13 protein-coding genes are annotated in these 17,602 nt (G+C 38.9%); 5 read left to right on the top strand and 8 right to left on the bottom strand.

All coding sequences use genetic code 11. The annotated features are described in order from the left end of the window. The first annotated feature begins 160 nt into the window (after positions 1-160). Positions 161-1,906, top strand: a complete 1,746-nt coding sequence (locus B1C82_RS13875; RefSeq protein WP_086448121.1) for a SpoIIE family protein phosphatase — start codon at positions 161-163, stop codon at positions 1,904-1,906. Then, on the top strand, positions 1,903-3,693 hold the full coding sequence (locus B1C82_RS13870) for a SpoIIE family protein phosphatase (RefSeq protein ID WP_086448120.1): 1,791 nt from the start codon (positions 1,903-1,905) through the stop codon (positions 3,691-3,693). The genes B1C82_RS13875 and B1C82_RS13870 overlap by 4 nt, the downstream gene beginning before the upstream one ends. Before the next feature lie 56 nt (positions 3,694-3,749). Here the strand turns inward: B1C82_RS13870 and B1C82_RS13865 are convergent, their stop codons facing one another. The 8 genes from B1C82_RS13865 to B1C82_RS13830 form a co-directional block, all read right to left on the bottom strand. Then, positions 3,750-4,718, bottom strand: a complete 969-nt coding sequence (locus B1C82_RS13865; protein ID WP_086448119.1) for a hypothetical protein — start codon at positions 4,716-4,718, stop codon at positions 3,750-3,752. 30 nt (positions 4,719-4,748) lie between these two features. Continuing rightward, entirely contained in the window at positions 4,749-6,692 is a 1,944-nt protein-coding gene (gene fliD, locus B1C82_RS13860) for a flagellar filament capping protein FliD (RefSeq protein WP_086448118.1), read from the bottom strand. A gap of 71 nt (positions 6,693-6,763) precedes the next feature. After that, positions 6,764-8,524 carry an acyl-CoA dehydrogenase family protein gene (locus tag B1C82_RS13855; protein WP_086448117.1) on the bottom strand — a complete coding sequence of 587 codons (1,761 nt, stop codon included), beginning with the start codon at positions 8,522-8,524 and terminating at the stop codon, positions 6,764-6,766. 158 nt (positions 8,525-8,682) lie between these two features. Next, positions 8,683-9,090, bottom strand: coding sequence for a response regulator (locus B1C82_RS13850; RefSeq protein WP_086448116.1), 408 nt, complete (start codon positions 9,088-9,090; stop codon positions 8,683-8,685). Beyond that, positions 9,080-12,589, bottom strand: coding sequence for a PAS domain-containing protein (locus B1C82_RS13845; protein WP_086448115.1), 3,510 nt, complete (start codon positions 12,587-12,589; stop codon positions 9,080-9,082). Before B1C82_RS13845 ends, B1C82_RS13850 begins: the two co-directional genes overlap by 11 nt. 164 nt (positions 12,590-12,753) lie before the next feature. After that, positions 12,754-13,551, bottom strand: coding sequence for a hypothetical protein (locus tag B1C82_RS13840; RefSeq protein ID WP_086448114.1), 798 nt, complete (start codon positions 13,549-13,551; stop codon positions 12,754-12,756). Between the two features lie 41 nt (positions 13,552-13,592). Further along, on the bottom strand, positions 13,593-13,913 hold the full coding sequence (locus B1C82_RS13835) for an SH3 domain-containing protein (RefSeq protein ID WP_086448610.1): 321 nt from the start codon (positions 13,911-13,913) through the stop codon (positions 13,593-13,595). A 17-nt stretch (positions 13,914-13,930) separates the two neighbouring features. Continuing rightward, positions 13,931-14,440 carry a DinB family protein gene (locus tag B1C82_RS13830; protein ID WP_086448113.1) on the bottom strand — a complete coding sequence of 170 codons (510 nt, stop codon included), beginning with the start codon at positions 14,438-14,440 and terminating at the stop codon, positions 13,931-13,933. A 116-nt stretch (positions 14,441-14,556) separates the two neighbouring features. Between B1C82_RS13830 and B1C82_RS13825 the strand changes: the two genes are divergently transcribed. The 3 genes from B1C82_RS13825 to ppk1 all read left to right on the top strand — a co-directional run bounded on the left by B1C82_RS13825 (position 14,557) and on the right by ppk1 (position 17,601). Then, positions 14,557-14,877: a hypothetical protein gene (locus B1C82_RS13825; protein ID WP_086448112.1), complete on the top strand. Its 321-nt coding sequence runs from the start codon at positions 14,557-14,559 to the stop codon at positions 14,875-14,877. A 45-nt stretch (positions 14,878-14,922) separates the two neighbouring features. Next, positions 14,923-15,360 (top strand): LIC13259/LIC11441 family protein, encoded by a 438-nt coding sequence (locus B1C82_RS13820; RefSeq protein WP_086448111.1) that lies wholly within the window; start codon positions 14,923-14,925, stop codon positions 15,358-15,360. A 123-nt stretch (positions 15,361-15,483) separates the two neighbouring features. Continuing rightward, complete coding sequence (gene ppk1 / locus B1C82_RS13815) at positions 15,484-17,601, top strand: polyphosphate kinase 1 (protein ID WP_086448609.1); 2,118 nt, start codon at positions 15,484-15,486, stop codon at positions 17,599-17,601. Position 17,602: the final 1 nt, after the last annotated feature.

The raw sequence follows: 17,602 nt of genomic DNA, 5'->3' as shown, positions 1-17,602 counted from the left end.
TCTAACGCAATTCATTTTCTTAATAAACAAATCCTAATTTTCTGGGATTTTAAACTCTCTAAAAACTGAGGTTTTCTAGCCCAAAAAAGGTCCGTCGACAAGCCATTCGGGATTGATTCCGAATTAGGACCCGGTTAGGATGCCTCGACGCGTCGGGCCTATGAATTATTACCTTTTTCTGCCAATAAGCGCTCTAATCATAAATACTCTTCTTATTTCATATGTTTTCGCGAGAAGGTTCCGAAGCGCAGTTATCCGGGACTTTTTAAGATTCGTTCTATTCTTAAATCTCTGGCTTGTTTCTTATATTCTGTATTGGAGTATGCTTCCTCCGGAATGGATGACTCCAATTTTTAAACTTTCTTGTTTTACCTGGATCCCTGTTGGCCTATTATTCTTAGAAACAGTATATAGATTTTTAAACATTCGTTCGACAATCCTTCTCCCCTTCTTCCGCTTTTCAGTCGTTCTAACCATATTCCTGACTGCTTCTACGGATTGGATCATTAAAGGTTCTATCTTGTACGATTGGGGTTATGAATTAGAACCCGGGATTTTGTTCGTTCCATTTAGTACTGTGGCAGTTAGTGGTCCTGCAATCTGGGGGTTATATCTTCTTTTAAGAGAAAGATTGAGGACAAAACAAAGAAAGATCAGACAACAATTAAATTTTTGGATCTGGGGAACAACGATAGCACTTGGGATCAGCGCTTATACAGAATTATTTAATTTGGATGAACAAGGAAGATTTTTATTCGTTCCCTTGAGCCCCGCGGCAATCAGCATACAAGCATTTTTCATTTTTATCGCAATCACACGTTATGGGTTTCTAAATATAAGTTTAGAAAGGATCGCAGTAGAATTATTCCGAGACATCCATGACGGAATCATTCTTACAAAAGAAAACCACGAATTCTTTTTTGCAAACCAAGCCGCAATCGCAATCTTAGATGGTTCTCCATCCAGAGAAGGTTTATTCAAACCAGAATGGCATTTTGCAAATTATAGAGAAGAACAAGATCATATTCCGAGAGATTACCAATTACTAAACAACTCAGTATTACAATTCATAGAACTAACTGTTTCAGAGATCAAGATCACAGAGAATGAGTTGGGAACTCTTTATCTTTTGAGGGACATTACAGAAAAGAAGGCTGCCCAAGAGAAGATCCACCAATTATATTCGCAAATTGTAAATGACCTGGAAATTGCCAGAGTTACACAAGCTTCTATCATTACCCAAAAATTTCCGGACAAGGGTTCCTATAGGATACATTCTTTTTTTCAACCCATAGACAAGGTAGGCGGGGATATGTTGAGGGTGATAGAACATCCCGGCGAAAGAGTGGATATATTATTTGCAGATGTTTCTGGTCATGGAATCGCATCTGCCATGGTGGGAGGAATGCTTTCAATCGCATTCCAAATCGTGTCGGAAAAAAAACTTTCGCCCAAAGAAAGTTTATCAGAAATCCATGAAATGCTTTCAAAGGTAGTATTACACCATCATATCTCCGCGGTGTATGCGAGTTTTTATCCTAACGAAAACAGAGTTAGATTCTCTTACGCAGGACATCATCCTATGCTTGTTTTCAGGGGAGGCAAAATTTACCCTCTGGAAGGAGAAGGTAGGATCTTACTCGCAGTCAAAGAATTACATCTAAACGATTATCATTTTGATCTGCAAACTTCGGATAGATTGTTATTCTATTCCGATGGTTTATATGAAGTGAAGAATAATCTAGGAGAAATTTTCGGTTACGAAGAATTCTTAGATTGGATACAAACAATGGCAGATAGAGATACCCGCTCTCTTTTAGAAGCTGCTCATAGGAAAGCATTGGAATTCGGGAACGGAAAGCATAATGATGATTTAGCGATGTTAGCTTTGGAGATTGGACCATGAACCCATATCTGATCCTTCCACTATTCGCATTATTTATAAATCTATGGTTATTCACCTATGTTTTGGCATTAAAAGGAAAACATAAAGTAGTTCATTTATATCTTTTATATTCGGGGGCATTAAGTCTCTGGATCATTTCCATTATTTTGTACTGGTCCTTCTTGCCATTTCATTGGATGATATGGGTTTTTAAGATCAGCTCCATTTCCTGGTTATTGGTAGGTCCTTTATTTTTAGAGTTCGTATTTGCCTTTCTTGCAAAAAATCCAAATATAGTTTTATATTTGTTAAGAGGTTTGGCGCTCGCAATCTTCCCAATTACTTTAACAACTGATTGGATCATAGCAGGTGTAGAGAGAAAATATTGGGGGGACATGCTTATCCAAGGTCCCTTTTATGTATACGGGATCAATATACTAACAGTTTCTCCTCCTGTATATGCCATCTTTCTTTTGATTTTCGAATCCAGAAAAGAAGAGATTGGATTTAGAAAACAATGTTATCTTTTAGCATTCGGAACATTCTTATCCTCCATACTTGGATTTTTGACTACGGTACTTCCTAGAATATTATCCCAAGGAGATCTAAATTATCCTCCTCTGAGCGGAAGCGTAACCGTAATCCAGTCCGCATGTGTTTTCATCGCCATCGCAAAATACGGATTTTTAGAGATCCGATTAGAAAAGATTGCTCTCCAATTATATTCAAAACTCAGAGAAGGGGTAATCTTGTTATCCACTTCCGATGATTTGTTGTATTGGAATGAAAGCGCAAAAGAAATGTTAGGTTTTCCTAAAATAGCAACTAATCCTGAAAAATTAGATCTAGGAAAATTTTTAGAAGGATTTACCAGAAGACCCTTTTCGAGGATGGATTTCAAAAGGAAGTTTTCAGAAGCAAAACAAATTTCTTTAGACGAAGATATGCTCCCCTCTTCCAATTCAGTTTATTTGGAAGTTTCCAAATCCGAAATCCCTATTTCGGGAAGAGATTTAGGTAAAGTATATGTCCTCAGAGACATTACTGAAAAGAAAGAAGCTTCCGAACGGATCAATATGCTCTATTCCAGAGTGATCCAAGATCTGGACATTGCTAGAGAAGTTCAAAATACGATTACTACGAGAGATTTTCCTTCTTCTGATAAGTTTAAAATATTCTCCTATTTTCGACCATATGATCGGGTAGGAGGAGATGTTCTAAACTGTTCCGAAAGTCCAGATGAAAGCCTTGAGATCTTATTCGCAGATGTTTCAGGACATGGAATTTCATCCGCGATGGTAGCTGCGATGGCATCCATTTCCTTCAATGTATTTTCCCGAAAAGGAAATAAACCAAAAGAAGGATTACTATTCACGAATGACCTACTCTCCTCCGTGGTGACCCAACATTTCATCTCAGCGGTTTTTCTTAAATATGACCCAAACACAAGAATATTAGAATATAGTTATGCTGGCCATCATGCAGGACTTCTACTCAGAGATGGAGAAACCTTAGATTTGCAAGGAAAGGGAGGAGTGCTTCTTGCTGTAGGAACTCCTATACTAGAGGATTTTCGGGTACAACTAAGACCTGGAGACAGAGTATTATTATATTCGGATGGCTTATTCGAGGTCAGAGGTTCTAAAGGAATTCCGATGGGTAATTCCACTCTAGTAGAGGCTGTAAAAAAACTTTCTTACCAGGATTCCGATAGTTTGATCCGCTCCTTAGTATCCTATTCGGAGTCTTTCGGAGATGGGATCATGACGGACGATCTAACCTTATTCTGTTTAGAAATTACAGGTTAGTATGGCCCACACCACCTGGGCCCAAGATTAGGTAACTATAACCTCTATGCAGATTCTTAAACGGCGAGAGAATCCGCTTGCTCTTTTACTTTCTCCAAGAATGGAAGAAATTCATCCAAAACAGCAGGGATTTCATACTCAATAATATCTCCTGCACGAATGATATCTTTTTCTTCCAGAGCTAAAGCAACAGAAGCGAGAGTATCGTTTAGGTCGTTTGTTTTCTCTTCGAAAGTTCTTTCTGCGATTTGGATCTTAGAGAAATCCATACCAGGAAGTTTTTGTCTCAGAGTAATAAACGAGGTTAAAAGAACATTAATCTGAGAAACAGATTGAGTAAGCAAATGTGTCGCTACCTCATCTTTTCCAGCTTGATAACTTTCATTTACTTTTACAAAACTTTCTTTCAAAGCAGGAACAGCTTTGATGAAAGTATCTAAAATTTCTCTTAAAGTAGGAAGTTCTAGATCTAAAACAGAAGCTCTTGCAACTAGATCCATTACGAATAATTTTAGATCTCTCAAATATTCCAAAAATTCTTCGATTGCAGTTGTTCCGTCTAGTTTAGAAGAATTGCTGCTCAGCGCGTCCAGGATATCACTAACTGTGGAGCCGGTCCCCATAGGCTTGATCTGATCGTATTTTAGTTTTAAAAGTTTACCTGCGGATTCTAAAAGACTGCGGATCCATCCGATCCCATCTGTTAGCTCTTTGGATTCTTTTTCAGTCAAAGAGTCCCTGCCAAGTAAAGTAGTTCCTACCTTATCCACATAAGAATCCAATTCGTGAAGTGAACTGATCAGAATATCAAGCTCCTCTCCTACAAAAAATTCCATTTTGGCGGCGTTTGAAATAGAAGAATCACGCATTGTGTCTTGGGTAAATTCTTCCCCATCCACAACGCAGGATAATAAAAATTTACCGTTAGTTTCCACCCAACGACGTACCGCGTCGAAAACCTCTCCAAGGTTCTTTTCATTTTCAATGACGCTTTCCAATTTTTGCTCATTTACGAATATTTCCACGGTGATTCCTCCGTTTATATTATAATTCCTTTATTTATCGTCTCCGCCCTGTCCCCTACTGAGATTATTATTCAGGTAGGAGCCGACTGCTTTGTTTCTACCCACACCCTGTTCCATATATAGGAACTTTTCTTTAAGTTTTTTCTCGTAACTCATTAGATGTGATTCGAAGTTTTTGATTTTCTTATTATTATCGGAGACTTGTTCTTCCAATAACTTTATCTTACTTGTAACCAGTCCACCAGCGAACTGAGTATAAGGTTTCAAATGTTCTACTAGATTTACGCCGACGCCGGTGTCCATTCTGGCATCAGAGTTCGTATCTTGTGCGAATAAATGACGGACTGCGTCAGGATTTTCAGCAAGTTTTGCTGCAAGTTTTGCCTCATCCAAGGATAGAAGACCTTCTTGGATATCGGCCCATTTACTTCCGACATCTCCTGTTGAAATTCCAACATCTGAAAGTGTTCTGATCTCCGAGCTTGGATACGCAGGAAAAGAAGAAGTGGTTACGGTCTTCATTCCCGCGACCAAACGGATGACTGAGTTTTCTCCGGCTAAAATACCTGTTTTAGTTTTTCCTTCCCAGAAAGATCTGGTAATATCTGGATCTTCCAATTTAGAATCGCTAACTCCAGCTTCTCTATTAACCGCAGTTGCATCCTTAGAGTATTTTAGAACATTATTATATGCCTCTATAAATTCTTTGATCATTCGGATCCCTTTTGCGGAATCCACTTTGATGTCCACGGTGGCGGGGCCACCTTCGCTCTTCTTGTTCAGGTTCAGCAGAACTCCATCCAAAACATCAGTCAGGCCCTCGTTCTTAGGTCGAGTTATCTCTATTCCATCTACTAAAAAAACTGCATCCTTAGCTTCTACAATTGTTTTCGCAGGTTTGGCGCCATTAAATTCAGCAGGAAGTACAAATCTGAAATTTGAAAATTCTTTTTCCTTTCCTGTTTGATTAATTACAATTACCTTATGGATCTTCTTCCCATCCATATTAGATTTGAAAGTAACACGGACTTTCCCTTCTTTATGATAGGCGGTCTCTAAAAATACTTTGTCTTGCTCGTCCTGATCATAGATCACACCCAAGGAAATTGTTTCGCCTTCTTCCAAAGGTTCGGAAAGGGTAGCTTCAATTCTTGCTCCCTTCTTTCCTTCTTTTGCATCCACATGGAATTGGAATGCTTGTTTTGAACTCAATTTGATTTTAGAAGGTTCTTTTTTCTCAGGATCTGCCGCAATAAATGTCGGCTTAGAATTCGCAGTCATTCCATACTTATCCGGCTGAAAAGGATTCGTTTGACTTGCTTCCCAAGGAAGATAAAAAGACTGAGGTGGATCTTGAGGAAGCATTCCACCCACAAGAGAAGCGGCTTTAAGCACTCCATTTGGATCATCAAACTTCAATTGATTATCTTTACCGGATTGAGAAGCTGCTAACGTTAAGACAGTTTTATCCTGGTCCACTTTTACAATAGTAGGTTGCACGATCCCAGCCGCAGCTGTTCGGATTGTAAGATACAGATCTCGGATAGTTCCACCTTGAAACTCTATCTCCTTCTCTATCTCTCCTGAAAGTACTTTGAAAGTCCCTGCAGGTATCTTTCTCTCCGAATCGATAGGGTCGCCTGAGATTTGATGAAATGTAGCGAGGTCTTTCACTTCGATCTTACGTTTTCCGCTGCTCGCAGAACGTGCAGCATCTCCAGTGATCACACCTTCCGGATCGGAAACGATTGATTTAGTTGCAAAAGGTGCCGTGAAAGAAATAATTTCTCTAGTTTTGTTTTGGAGGTCTGTAGTTAAAGTTTTAAGATCGGACCATGCCTTGACCTGAGCCTGATTAAAACCGTTTTGTCTCTCCAAACGGCGAATCGGCTTTGCTTCCAGCTCTACCAGTTTTTTTACGATTTGGTTCGTATCCTGGCCGGAACTCAGTCCCGGAATAGAGAATGCGGGCATAGTCCCCTCCTTCTAATTCCATCGACCGATTTCCTAAAAGTATAAGGGCAAAAAAGGTTTTTTTCTTGCCTTTAAACCGCCTGCCTAGCCGAAACCTTGACCTTTAATTTTGCTTTCAGACCTTCCATATAACCAAGGCTATCCAGGTTATATTCATCCACATAAGAAAGTCGATCTGCCCGAAGCTCTTCAGGAACGCGAAGTGTGGAGCGATAGAATAATAAACCGGAAAGCAGTCTGGCACTAGCCCATACTATCTCGTCCGCAGCTTCTTCCCTTTCCTCGGAAGTCGCAAGATCCTTATACATCACGACGGCTTCTTGAAAACCGTCCCAAACTTCAGAAAGAACTTTGGTCTCTTCAGTCGGGAAGTGAGTCCATTCGTTATCTATATATTCTCTTAAGAAACCATGACCGCTCATACCGGTTACAATGCCGCCGATACTTGCATTCACTTGAATTTGAGAAGTTCCGTCATAGATAGTTGTGATCCTAGAGTCTCTATAAATTCTGGAAACATCATAATCTTCCGTGAAGCCAGCTCCTCCATGAAGCTGAACGGCATCACCTGCGATTTTTACACAAGACTCAGAGCAATAAAATTTGGAAATTGGCGTGAGTATTCCGGCTAACTTTTCCCAATATTTCAGGACTACATCCGATTTAAGATCTCTTTCTGTTGCGCCCTTCTCTTTCAGATGATCTCCTCTGAAATAATAAAGATCCATTGCACGGGCGCCTTCTAACATTAGGCAACGCATCGCCATTGTTTCTCTTTCCATTCTACGAAGGATTTTTCGCACTGCAGGGATGGTCCCGATAGGCTTTCCAAATTGTATTCTTTCAGAAGTATACTTTTTAGTTTCGGCTAACGCGGCTTGTGCAATCCCAACTCCTTGTTGAGAAATTCCCATGCGGGCACCGTTCAGCATACCCATTGTATGTTTGATGAGTCCGTGTCCTTCTTCTCCGATTAAAATACCGGGAGTATTTTCTAAAACGATCTCGCAAGTTGGAGAACAATGGAGTCCCATCTTCTTTTCAATTCCAGCAACTTGGACATCTTTAGATTGAACTAAGAAGAATGAAAGTCCTCTTGCTCCACTTCCTGGATTTCCAGTTCTAGCTAATAGTAGAAGGATCGCAGGAATTTCTCCAGTGCCACAACCTTGTGTAATAAATCGTTTAGTGCCATTTAATAAATATGTATTTCCTTCTTTATGAGTGGCTTTAGTACGAAGTCCCGGTAGATCGGAACCATGATCAGGTTCGGTCAGTCCCATTGCACAGGCAAATTCTCCCGCAGCCAAACGAGGCAACCATTCGTTTTTTAATTCTTCACTTCCGTTCTTTTCTACAATCTCCGCTAGGTTCACACAACCTATAGAAATACACACAGATGCATCCACTCTATATAAAATTTCGCTAAAGAATGCACGAACAGTCCAAGGAATACCCAACCCGCCATATTTTCTAGAAAAACCAGTTGGTTGCAATCCTGCATCTCTTGCTTTTCTGACAATCTCTAATAGTTTTTCCGGAAATGTAACCTTGCCTTTCTCGAATTTGACTCCGACTTTATCTAATTCTGCAACGTAAGGAGCAATTTCCTTACCTGCAAATTCACCGACAGAATCCAGCAACGTTTTATAATATTCTAATGCTTCATCATGAGAAGAAGGAGCGGTAGCAAATCTTTCATCACCAGCTTTGTATTTCGCGGCATCAGTAAATCCGCCTTCATAGGAATCTACAATTTCCTTCCAATTGATAATATGATCAAAATGTAACCTCAAGTCGGATACATCGTTAAAGTAATTGTTTTGCAGCATGATTAGAAGATTCCTTTAAGAGATAAAGTATCTTCTTAGAAAAGGAAAGGTCAATTCGTTTTCAAGATAGAAGTATCCGAATGAACCGGTGTTAGTTTGAAGGGCAAAATATTAAACTGGATAAAGTGTTTCTTGAGGTGATTTTCATAACGTTCGCTCTAATTTAAATTACAGCAAACTCGAACGGCTTCCATTAGTTTATTCACGTCCCAAGGTTTCGGGATCACCGTATAAGTACCCGCTTCTTTTTTGACCCTGTCCACAGCTGCCGCGTCCACATGCCCAGTTATCAAAATGGATCGGATCTTTGGATACTTTCGGTGAACTAAAATTAAAAACTCATCTCCCTTAATCCCTGGCATCAACCAATCGGAAAGGATTAGGATCACGTTCACTCCCGAGCTAACTAGATCATCGATAACTTCCATGGCTTCTTCCGCGTTTAAGGCAGTTTCATATTGGAATAAATTTCCAAGCTGTTTCTTTAATTCCTTTTGTAAGGTAATTAAGATGATCGCCTCGTCATCCACGCATAGGATCGCATTTTGTGATGTTTCAGTTTCCAATAGATTCCTCTTTTTTACGGTTCGCTGGTTTCAGCCAAACTTCAAACCTAGTGCGTCCTGGTTCGCTCTCAAACTCTATTTTTCCGCCCATCTTTTCTATGATCTTCTTGCAGATGTCCAGACCAAGACCGATACCTTCTCCAGGATTTTTAGTCGTGAAGAACGGATCAAAAATTTTATCTTGGATCTCTTTTGAAATCCCAGAACCGGAATCTGTGAAAGAAACTATAATCCAGGATTCTCTTTTCTCTATCGAAATTTCGATTTTACCTTTATAATTCATGGCCTGCAATCCATTATTTAATAGATTGATCCATACTTGATTCAGCTTATCAGGATCTCCTAAACAAAGTTCATTCGTCCGATAATGTTTAATTACTTCTACACCGTATTTGATCTTATTATGATATAGAGCAATGATTGTTTCAAGCTCCACCTCAATATCAACCGGGACAAGTTCCTCCTGTCCGTTATGCGCTCCTGGGTTCAGATAATTTTTAAGAGCATCTACCACATAGGATGCCTTTCCAGTCGCAATAGAGATTACATTACTAAATCTAACAACAGACGCAATAGAAGAAACCGCATTCAAAATTTTCAAAGAATTTCCGGTCTTCAATAGCTCTGGAAGTTTTTCCCCTAATCTATGGATTCCCAATTCCAAGATCATATTTGCAACATTCTCAGGATCGGTAACTGAGGCCTCTTTGAAGACACGAACAAGCTCCCTTCGCAAGGAACGGTTCGGCAAAATCTCTGCTTGAGAAATTTCCTTTAAACTTTCATCTAACAGAAATTTGAAATGTTCTACTTCTGTCTTATTTAAAGAAAGAAGAAGGTCTGGTATTTCCTTAATTTCTTCGTATAAAATATCTAAAATTGCTCTATTAGAAGAAACGATCGCTCCTAAAGGAGTATTTAATTCATGAGTCATTCCCGCAGCAAGCTGACCTAACGCGGCTAATTTTTCGGAAAGAAGGAGCTGGCTTTGCGTTTCATTCAATTCTTTGGATATCTTCTTTTGATATTCCAAAGATTCTTTTAGATTTTCATTTGTTCTTTTTAATTCTTCCGTCCTCTGATCGATCTTTCTTTCCAGATTAGCATTTAGATCCAGAATAGTTTCTTCTGCTTCTTTACTCTTGGTAATGTCGTTGGAAATTCCAAAAATTTGAGTTGGAATTCCTTCTGGATCCCTTTTGTAGACAAGTTCCCTTGAAACAAACCAACGCCATTTTTGATCTTTATGATGCATTCTATATTGGTGCTCTACTACATCTCTGTCCAAAGCATTCAAATATCTTGGAATAATATTAGTTAAATACTGCTGATAATCATCAGGGTGCATAAGCGATTTAAGAAGAGAATTCCCCATTTTTTGGATCTCTTCCACAGAATATCCTAATAATCTTTCTACCCCTATATTACTGTATATATTCTTCTTATCACGTATATCATATATATATAATATGTCAGGACTAATATCCAGAATAGACTCGATAAATCTGTTCCTTTCTAAAAACTTCTCTTCGAAATTTTTACGCTCGGTAATATCTACCATTACTCCGCGAAGCCATTTTTCCTTATTACCCTCAGAAATCACCTTCACCATGTCCCGGAGCCAAATGACAGTTCCATCTTTCCTTAAGAACCGATATTCGAAATCGTGGGCTTCCAGTCTTCCCGTACATGCGACACAATAATTTACAGCATAATCCTTATCTTCCGGATGAATATGATCCGCCCAGAATCCGGGCGTTTTCCAATCTTCTATTGAATACCCGAGCAGATCGACTGCCTGCTTACTCACAAATGTAAAATTAAAAGTAATCGCATCCGCTTCCCAAACGATACCTGGAGTTGTGTCTACAAGATCTTTGTATTGCTCTTCACTATCTTTAGTCCTACGAAATGCCTCTTGCAGCTGTTCTGCCATATGATTAAAAGAAAACGCCAGAATGCCAATCTCTTCTAATTTACTAGTAGGTACTCTTTGTGAGAAATCCCCTTCTGCCATAGCCCTCGTGGCTCGGGAAATATTACGAATTGGTGATGTAACAATGCCTGCCAGAAAAGCTGCAATTAAAAGAGAAAGGGTTAAGGCAATCGCGAATACTTTTGCTGATTCACTATTTCCGATTTGTACACCTTCCAAATAGTAGGAAGCAGGCATTGCGGTGATTACTATCCAATCGTATTCTCCCGCATTATCTTTGTACGGAGTTACCTGAGTAAGCCAGGTCTCTCTGGAAACAGGTTTTGCGTTTACTACATCGAATCTGAACTGAAATACCGCTCTGACTGAATATAGATCTCCATAATCCTTCAGAACGGACAAGATAGAGTTTCGAACTACAGGGTCCCCGCTCTCCGAGGCAGAGCCAATATTACTAAAACGTAAATCTGAAGAGGCGATTATTCTAGTTTCTCTATCTACTATGAAAGCCCTGCCATGCCTGGCTATATTTGTATTTTTCAACAAAAGCGAAATCTCTTCCGGCTTTTTTTGAACAGATCGAGCGAGATAATCATCCAGCCTGAGATTAATATTCTCTGAGATCTCTTGGTGTAACCTGGAGGCAAGTTTCCCAGAAGCTGCTTCTGAACTTCTTAAAGTCAGATACGCAGTAGCAGCTACCATGATTAATACTAAAAGAATGAATGGAGTTACCAAGAACATCCGAATTGGAAGTCCTTGACCAACAGGAATTCCATCCTTGCCGAATTTTTCTTCCTGCCAGTACCATTCTTTATAACTTAAGATTAGTTCTCTTGTATGACCAGGGATCTCCGCCCAAAATAATCCGTACTTTTTAGCAATAGGCAGTACAAGCAACATCGCAAAAGGAGCAACCACCCAAGTTACCCCTGTCGTAAAGAATAGCGCAGGAGTAATATTATGGTACGAGATTTCGCGAGTAAATTGTTCTGAACAAATATATCCCCAAAGTTGAGGTTCTATACTCATAAAGATAATTACGAATATTGAATATAGTCCCCAGGTTTTCAATTTTTTGAAATCCGGATCCCTTCCGATCAACTGGTAAGCAACCCAGAAGCAAGATGGATTGATAAAATAACCCAATAGCCAATCGAATAAAAAATCGGGGGGAACACCCTCGATCAAATCCGAGAGTCCATAAGCAAAAGGTACGGCAAGAAGTGCGGGATATCCGAACAAAAGAATACAAAGAAAAACTGTTAGATCCTTTAGAGACTCGAAAGTCTGTGCACCTGGAACCAGAACGATAAAGGAACCGATATAACCTGTAATAAAGATAAAAACGAATGTGAATGGAATGCTTAAAAAAGCCTGGGTATCCCAACTTTGTTTTTGGCGACCGAAACCAAATTTACCGCCAGGATAAAAAGTAAAACCTCCATAGGCGCAGATCATTAAAAAGATCCCGACTATAAAGCCGAACCTGCCCCAAATGTCTAAAAAAGACAAAGGAAGAGATGTGAATAATTCTTCAAACCAGTAAACGATCGAATTCACGGAAGGTTTTCCTAGAAAATCCCCTTTCGGCCTAAGGGAATTTCGAAGTGCCGGAAAATTTCATATCTTACCTAAAGAAAGTCAATCCGGTTTCAAAAAATTGAACAATTTACAAGGTCAGAAAGAATACAAAATCCGCGCTTAAGGGATAAAATTAAGTTTTCTTAAGAGTGTACATGATCATGAAGATGTTTCTCACAATATTCCTTATCTTCACAATTTACACAATAGCGGAATTCCAATTGAGGATCTGTAGCCTCAGTGGCTCCACAAACATAACATTTATGAATTGTACGTATCTCAGATTGTTTGGCTTTCCAAGTAGAAGTTTTACGTTCACGGATCTTGGAGCCTAAAATATCTTTTCCGAAAAATAATAGTAAATTGGAAAATCCAAACAATAATCCAGCCCAAGGTAGGATCGAGTTGAATGCTCTCACCTCTTCCGTTCTCTCTAAAATTAAATATACAAACAAACCGATTCCAACCCATTTCATCCGAATTGGAATGATAGAAAGTTCCTTGTCTGGTGTTCGAATCGCTAAAGCCAGTAAGAGGCAATAACCTATAGTCCTTGTATCTACGAATAAAGGATAATATAAAGAAAGGGCTCCGCCTATCGTAATGAAGAAGATCAATGAAAATAGAAACAGATTGAACTTCAGAGAGCCTATTTCCTCTTCAAGTGCTTTCCCGATAGAAAATACAAAATAAGTATAGATCACAAGAAAGATCCAAGGTCCAACCGTGCCTGTAAGAATCTCAGCAGGAGAAAGTAGGTGAAAAACAAATAGCCCTGCATTCCACCATTTTCCCCCATCAAGCATATTAGGAGTCAAAAGACCGATCTTAGGATCGATTAATAAAGAGAATAAACTCACAAAGAATGTAATCGCCGCAAAATATCCAGCCGCGTTTTGGAATGAAATAATATCTATAAATTGGTTTCTAAGTCTTCTCAAAGGATTTCCTTAAATCAGGAGAATATTCAAAATGTATAAAGTTATTTGACGTTGATAAATTCTAAAAAACCGCCAAATACATATCCTTCTTTTTTCTTCCACTTCACTTTGACCCAACGACCTTGTTTACCGTCTTGGATCTCTATCTCTCCAGACTCGCCGAAAGTTTCCACAACATCACCATCTGGAACCAGATCTATTTTTTTGGCATCTATATTGGGAGCGATTCTCAGACGAAGACCTCCACCTGCATGGACTTTCATTACCTTTTCAATCTTTCGAGGTTCTACTTTTTCCACAGATGCACAGTTCCAAACTAAAATGGAACTGAAAGTTAAAAAGAACGTTAGTAATTGTTTCATTTGTTTTCCCGAATATATTATCTTAATTTTGGATAGAAAGGATTCCAAGGAATATCCGTAACTCCATAGTCCAATCCGCTTTGCAATAAAGCTGTAGAGATTTGGCTGCGATGATGAGTTTGATGATTGAAAAAATGAGTAATCAGAAGCCAGATCGGCAATGTGATCTCCTTTTTGTACATGTAACTGTAAAACTTCAGATCTTGTGTAAGCCACTCTGAGGTAATAGTTTTTACCCATTCCGAAATCGTCGAATCTAATTCGGTTCTAAGTTTTTTGAGTTCTGTCAGATTAGAAAATTGCATCTCTTGAAAATCCAATTTTTGGATCGGCCTAGAGTGGAACCTATCCAACCAAGAAAGATCCATCATAACGATATGATTCCAGGTTTTTGCCATAGAACCAAAGAATAGTTTTTTATCTTCTTCCAATTCGCCTGGTTTTAAATTTTCAGAAATATTCAATAAGGATTCGTTTTGCCAACGATTGTATTCTGCCAAAGCGACACAGTATTCTGGATCTATCATGCTGAAATTTTGAGCAATGATATAAATAGGTCAATACATATTAAAATCTAAAGGTAATCTCTATTTATTAAAAATAAAAAAGAAACCCAACGATTGAATTTCAGGTCAAATTTTAAATGTTTGTCCAGACCTTTATAGGATTATTGGTATTCTGTTTTTCGTTCGCAGTATCCGCTAACGAAACTGTAATATTATTTGCAGGGACAAAACATTCCAAACAAAATTTTCATTTAGAATATTCTCATTCTTCTCTTTCCAACTTAGTTGTTTTGGAAAAGGAATCTGAAAGGATAGAAACGGAAGCGACTTCAAAATATTGGAGAAGTTTCGGGCTATCTTCTTATTCTGAATCATTACGTTCAGTCTTTGATTCCGAATCACCATTATATATTTCAGCCTTCGACTCTAATCTATACACGATCCGACTTATTATTTAGAAACTTCTCCAAATATATTTAGTTTTTATAATATAGGAGAATTTTATGCGCAACGTTTTCGCATACATAGCCGCAGCATCTGTGGTTTCAGTTTCTGCTCCGGTAGCAGCAGAATCTTCTGAGTTGAGATTATTCCAAAGACTAGCAGTCTTTCATGAGCAATTACTTTCAAGTGATGACAAAAGAACAAATCCTAAAGGACTGTCCGGAATGGTCCGTAGAGCCAAAGAAAGTTCCGCTGAAGAAAGGATCAAATATGCTAAGTCCTTAACCTTTGCAGAATTATTGGAAAAGGCAGGTTCAAGAACAGAGCAAGAATTTTTATACTCAGAGTTATGTTCTTCCGTAAAGGAAATAGCACCTAAGTTCGAATTCTACTCTTTCCACTGCCCTAAAACTGGAAAGGTTTGGATCTCTAAAACAAAAGAAGTCCGAAATCCTTATCTGGTAGATGGAAGAGAAACAGGAAAACTGATAGGCTAATAAAATCAGAAAGAAGCGGTTATCGAGGGGATCTTCCGCTTCTTTCCTCCTGAAAGCAGACTTGACTCTCGACCCGTCCATTTTAAACCAGAAGAAAGTAGGACTAAATTAGTGGCCCAAAAGATAAAATCCCCCGAAACCCAAACCTTAGGAAGTGGAGGAAATGGAAACAAGGGACCGATCCATATCGGTAACTCCGATATCTTTTTCGATCGGGAACTTTCTTGGGTGGATTTTAATAAACGGGTATTAGAAGAAGCGAACGATCCTGAAAATCCTCTTCTGGAGCGTCTTAAATTTTTATGTATCACTGAGTCCAACCTAGACGAGTTCTATATGGTCCGCGTTGCAGGTTTGAGAAACCTACTAGCAGAAGGTAACGACGAAAAAAGCCTGAACGGCCAAAGGGCTTCGGAAATCTTAACAGATCTATCCAATAAGGTAAGAAGTTTCGTAAATGTTCAGTACGAAACTTTAAACCAAACTTTGGATCAGATGAAAGAGAATGGGATCCATCTCATCTTAAATCCGGATGAATTAAATAAAAATGAAATAGAAGATATTAAACATTATTACAAAGAAGATGTTTCCCCAATTCTAACGCCTCTTTCTATAGATCCTTCTCACCCATTCCCTCATATACTTAATAAATCCTTAAACTTAGCGATTGTTCTAACTACAGACGATGAAAAAACAGGATTAAAAAAAGATTTATTCGCCGTAGTTCAAGTGCCTTCCGTATTGCCAAGGTTTTTACAACTCAAGGGAGAAGGTAAGACCAGAAGATTTTTCCCATTAGAAGAGATAATCAAACTGCATGTAGATGACTTATTCTACGGAATGACAGTAAAAGAAGTTTATCCTTTCAGAATCCTAAGAGATGCAGACATCTCCATAGATGAAGAAGCTTCCGTAAAAGATTTACTCATCACTATGAAAAAAGAGATCCGGAACCGTATCTGGGGAGACGCGGTCAGGATGGATATATACGAAGGAACTTCTCCCTTCGTAAGAAACACTCTTAAAGAACTCATGGAACTACAGGACCATGAAATTTTCGACGTATCTTCTATATTAAATATTAGTGATACAATGTATTTTTACGGACTGGAGCATACTTCTAAGTTTAAATACACCTTCTTCCAACAAAAGACTACTTTAAAGTTCGAATCCCCCGAGAAAATATTTGACGCGATCAAAAAGAAAGACAGACTTCTTCATCACCCTTATCAATCTTTCGGCGCAATTGAAGACCTACTCAGGATTTCCAGCGAGGATCCAAAAGTTTTAGGGATCAAGATGACCTTGTATCGTACAAGTGGAGATTCTCCTATTATCCAATACTTGGGACAGGCTGCTGAAAACGGAAAACAGGTCACGGTACTTGTAGAGTTGAAAGCAAGATTCGACGAAGAGCGAAATATTAAGTGGGCCCAAAAACTGGAAGAAAGAGGGGTTCACGTAGTATACGGAGTAGTAGGACTCAAGATCCACAGCAAGATGCTTTTGATCGTCAGAAGAGAAGAAGAACACCTAGTGCGTTATGTGCATCTTGGAACCGGAAATTATAACTCCACAACCAGTAAATATTACACAGACCTAAGCTTTTTTACCGTAAATAAAGAAATCACTGAAGACGTTTCCACTATTTTCAATACGATTACTAGTTACGCGAAAATGCCTTTCCTGAACAAACTGGCAGCTTCTCCACATAATCTGAAAACAGTTTTTTTAGCTCTCATTGAAAAAGAGACCGAAAATGCAAAAGCGGGAAAACCTGCACGAATCATTTTCAAAATGAACAGCTTAGTAGATCCTCATATCATATTAGCAATGTATAATGCTAGTAGGGCCGGAGTGATTATTGAACTAATAATCAGAGGTATTTGCTGCTTAAAACCGGGACTCCCTGGGATTTCGGAGAACATCACGGTAATCTCTATCGTAGGTAGATTTTTAGAGCATACACGTATCTATTATTTCCTTTCAGGCGGAGAAGAGAGCATCTTCCTTGCTTCCGCGGATTGTATGCCTAGAAACTTTGAAAGAAGGATCGAAGTCTTATTCCCTATATTAGATGCAAAGAATAAAGATAGGATCAAAAAGATCTTAGACGTTCAGATCAGGGACAATGTAAAAGCCAGACTACTCTCTTCCGACGGGATATATCGAAAAAGAGAAAGAGTAGAAGGCGAGAAGCCTGTGGATAGCCAGATCGAAAGAATGAACTTCACGGAATAAA

The organism is Leptospira venezuelensis (assembly GCF_002150035.1).
GTDB lineage: Bacteria > Spirochaetota > Leptospiria > Leptospirales > Leptospiraceae > Leptospira_B > Leptospira_B venezuelensis.
Note: the sequence above shows the minus strand (reverse complement) of the source record. Positions and strands in the feature narration are given on the sequence as shown.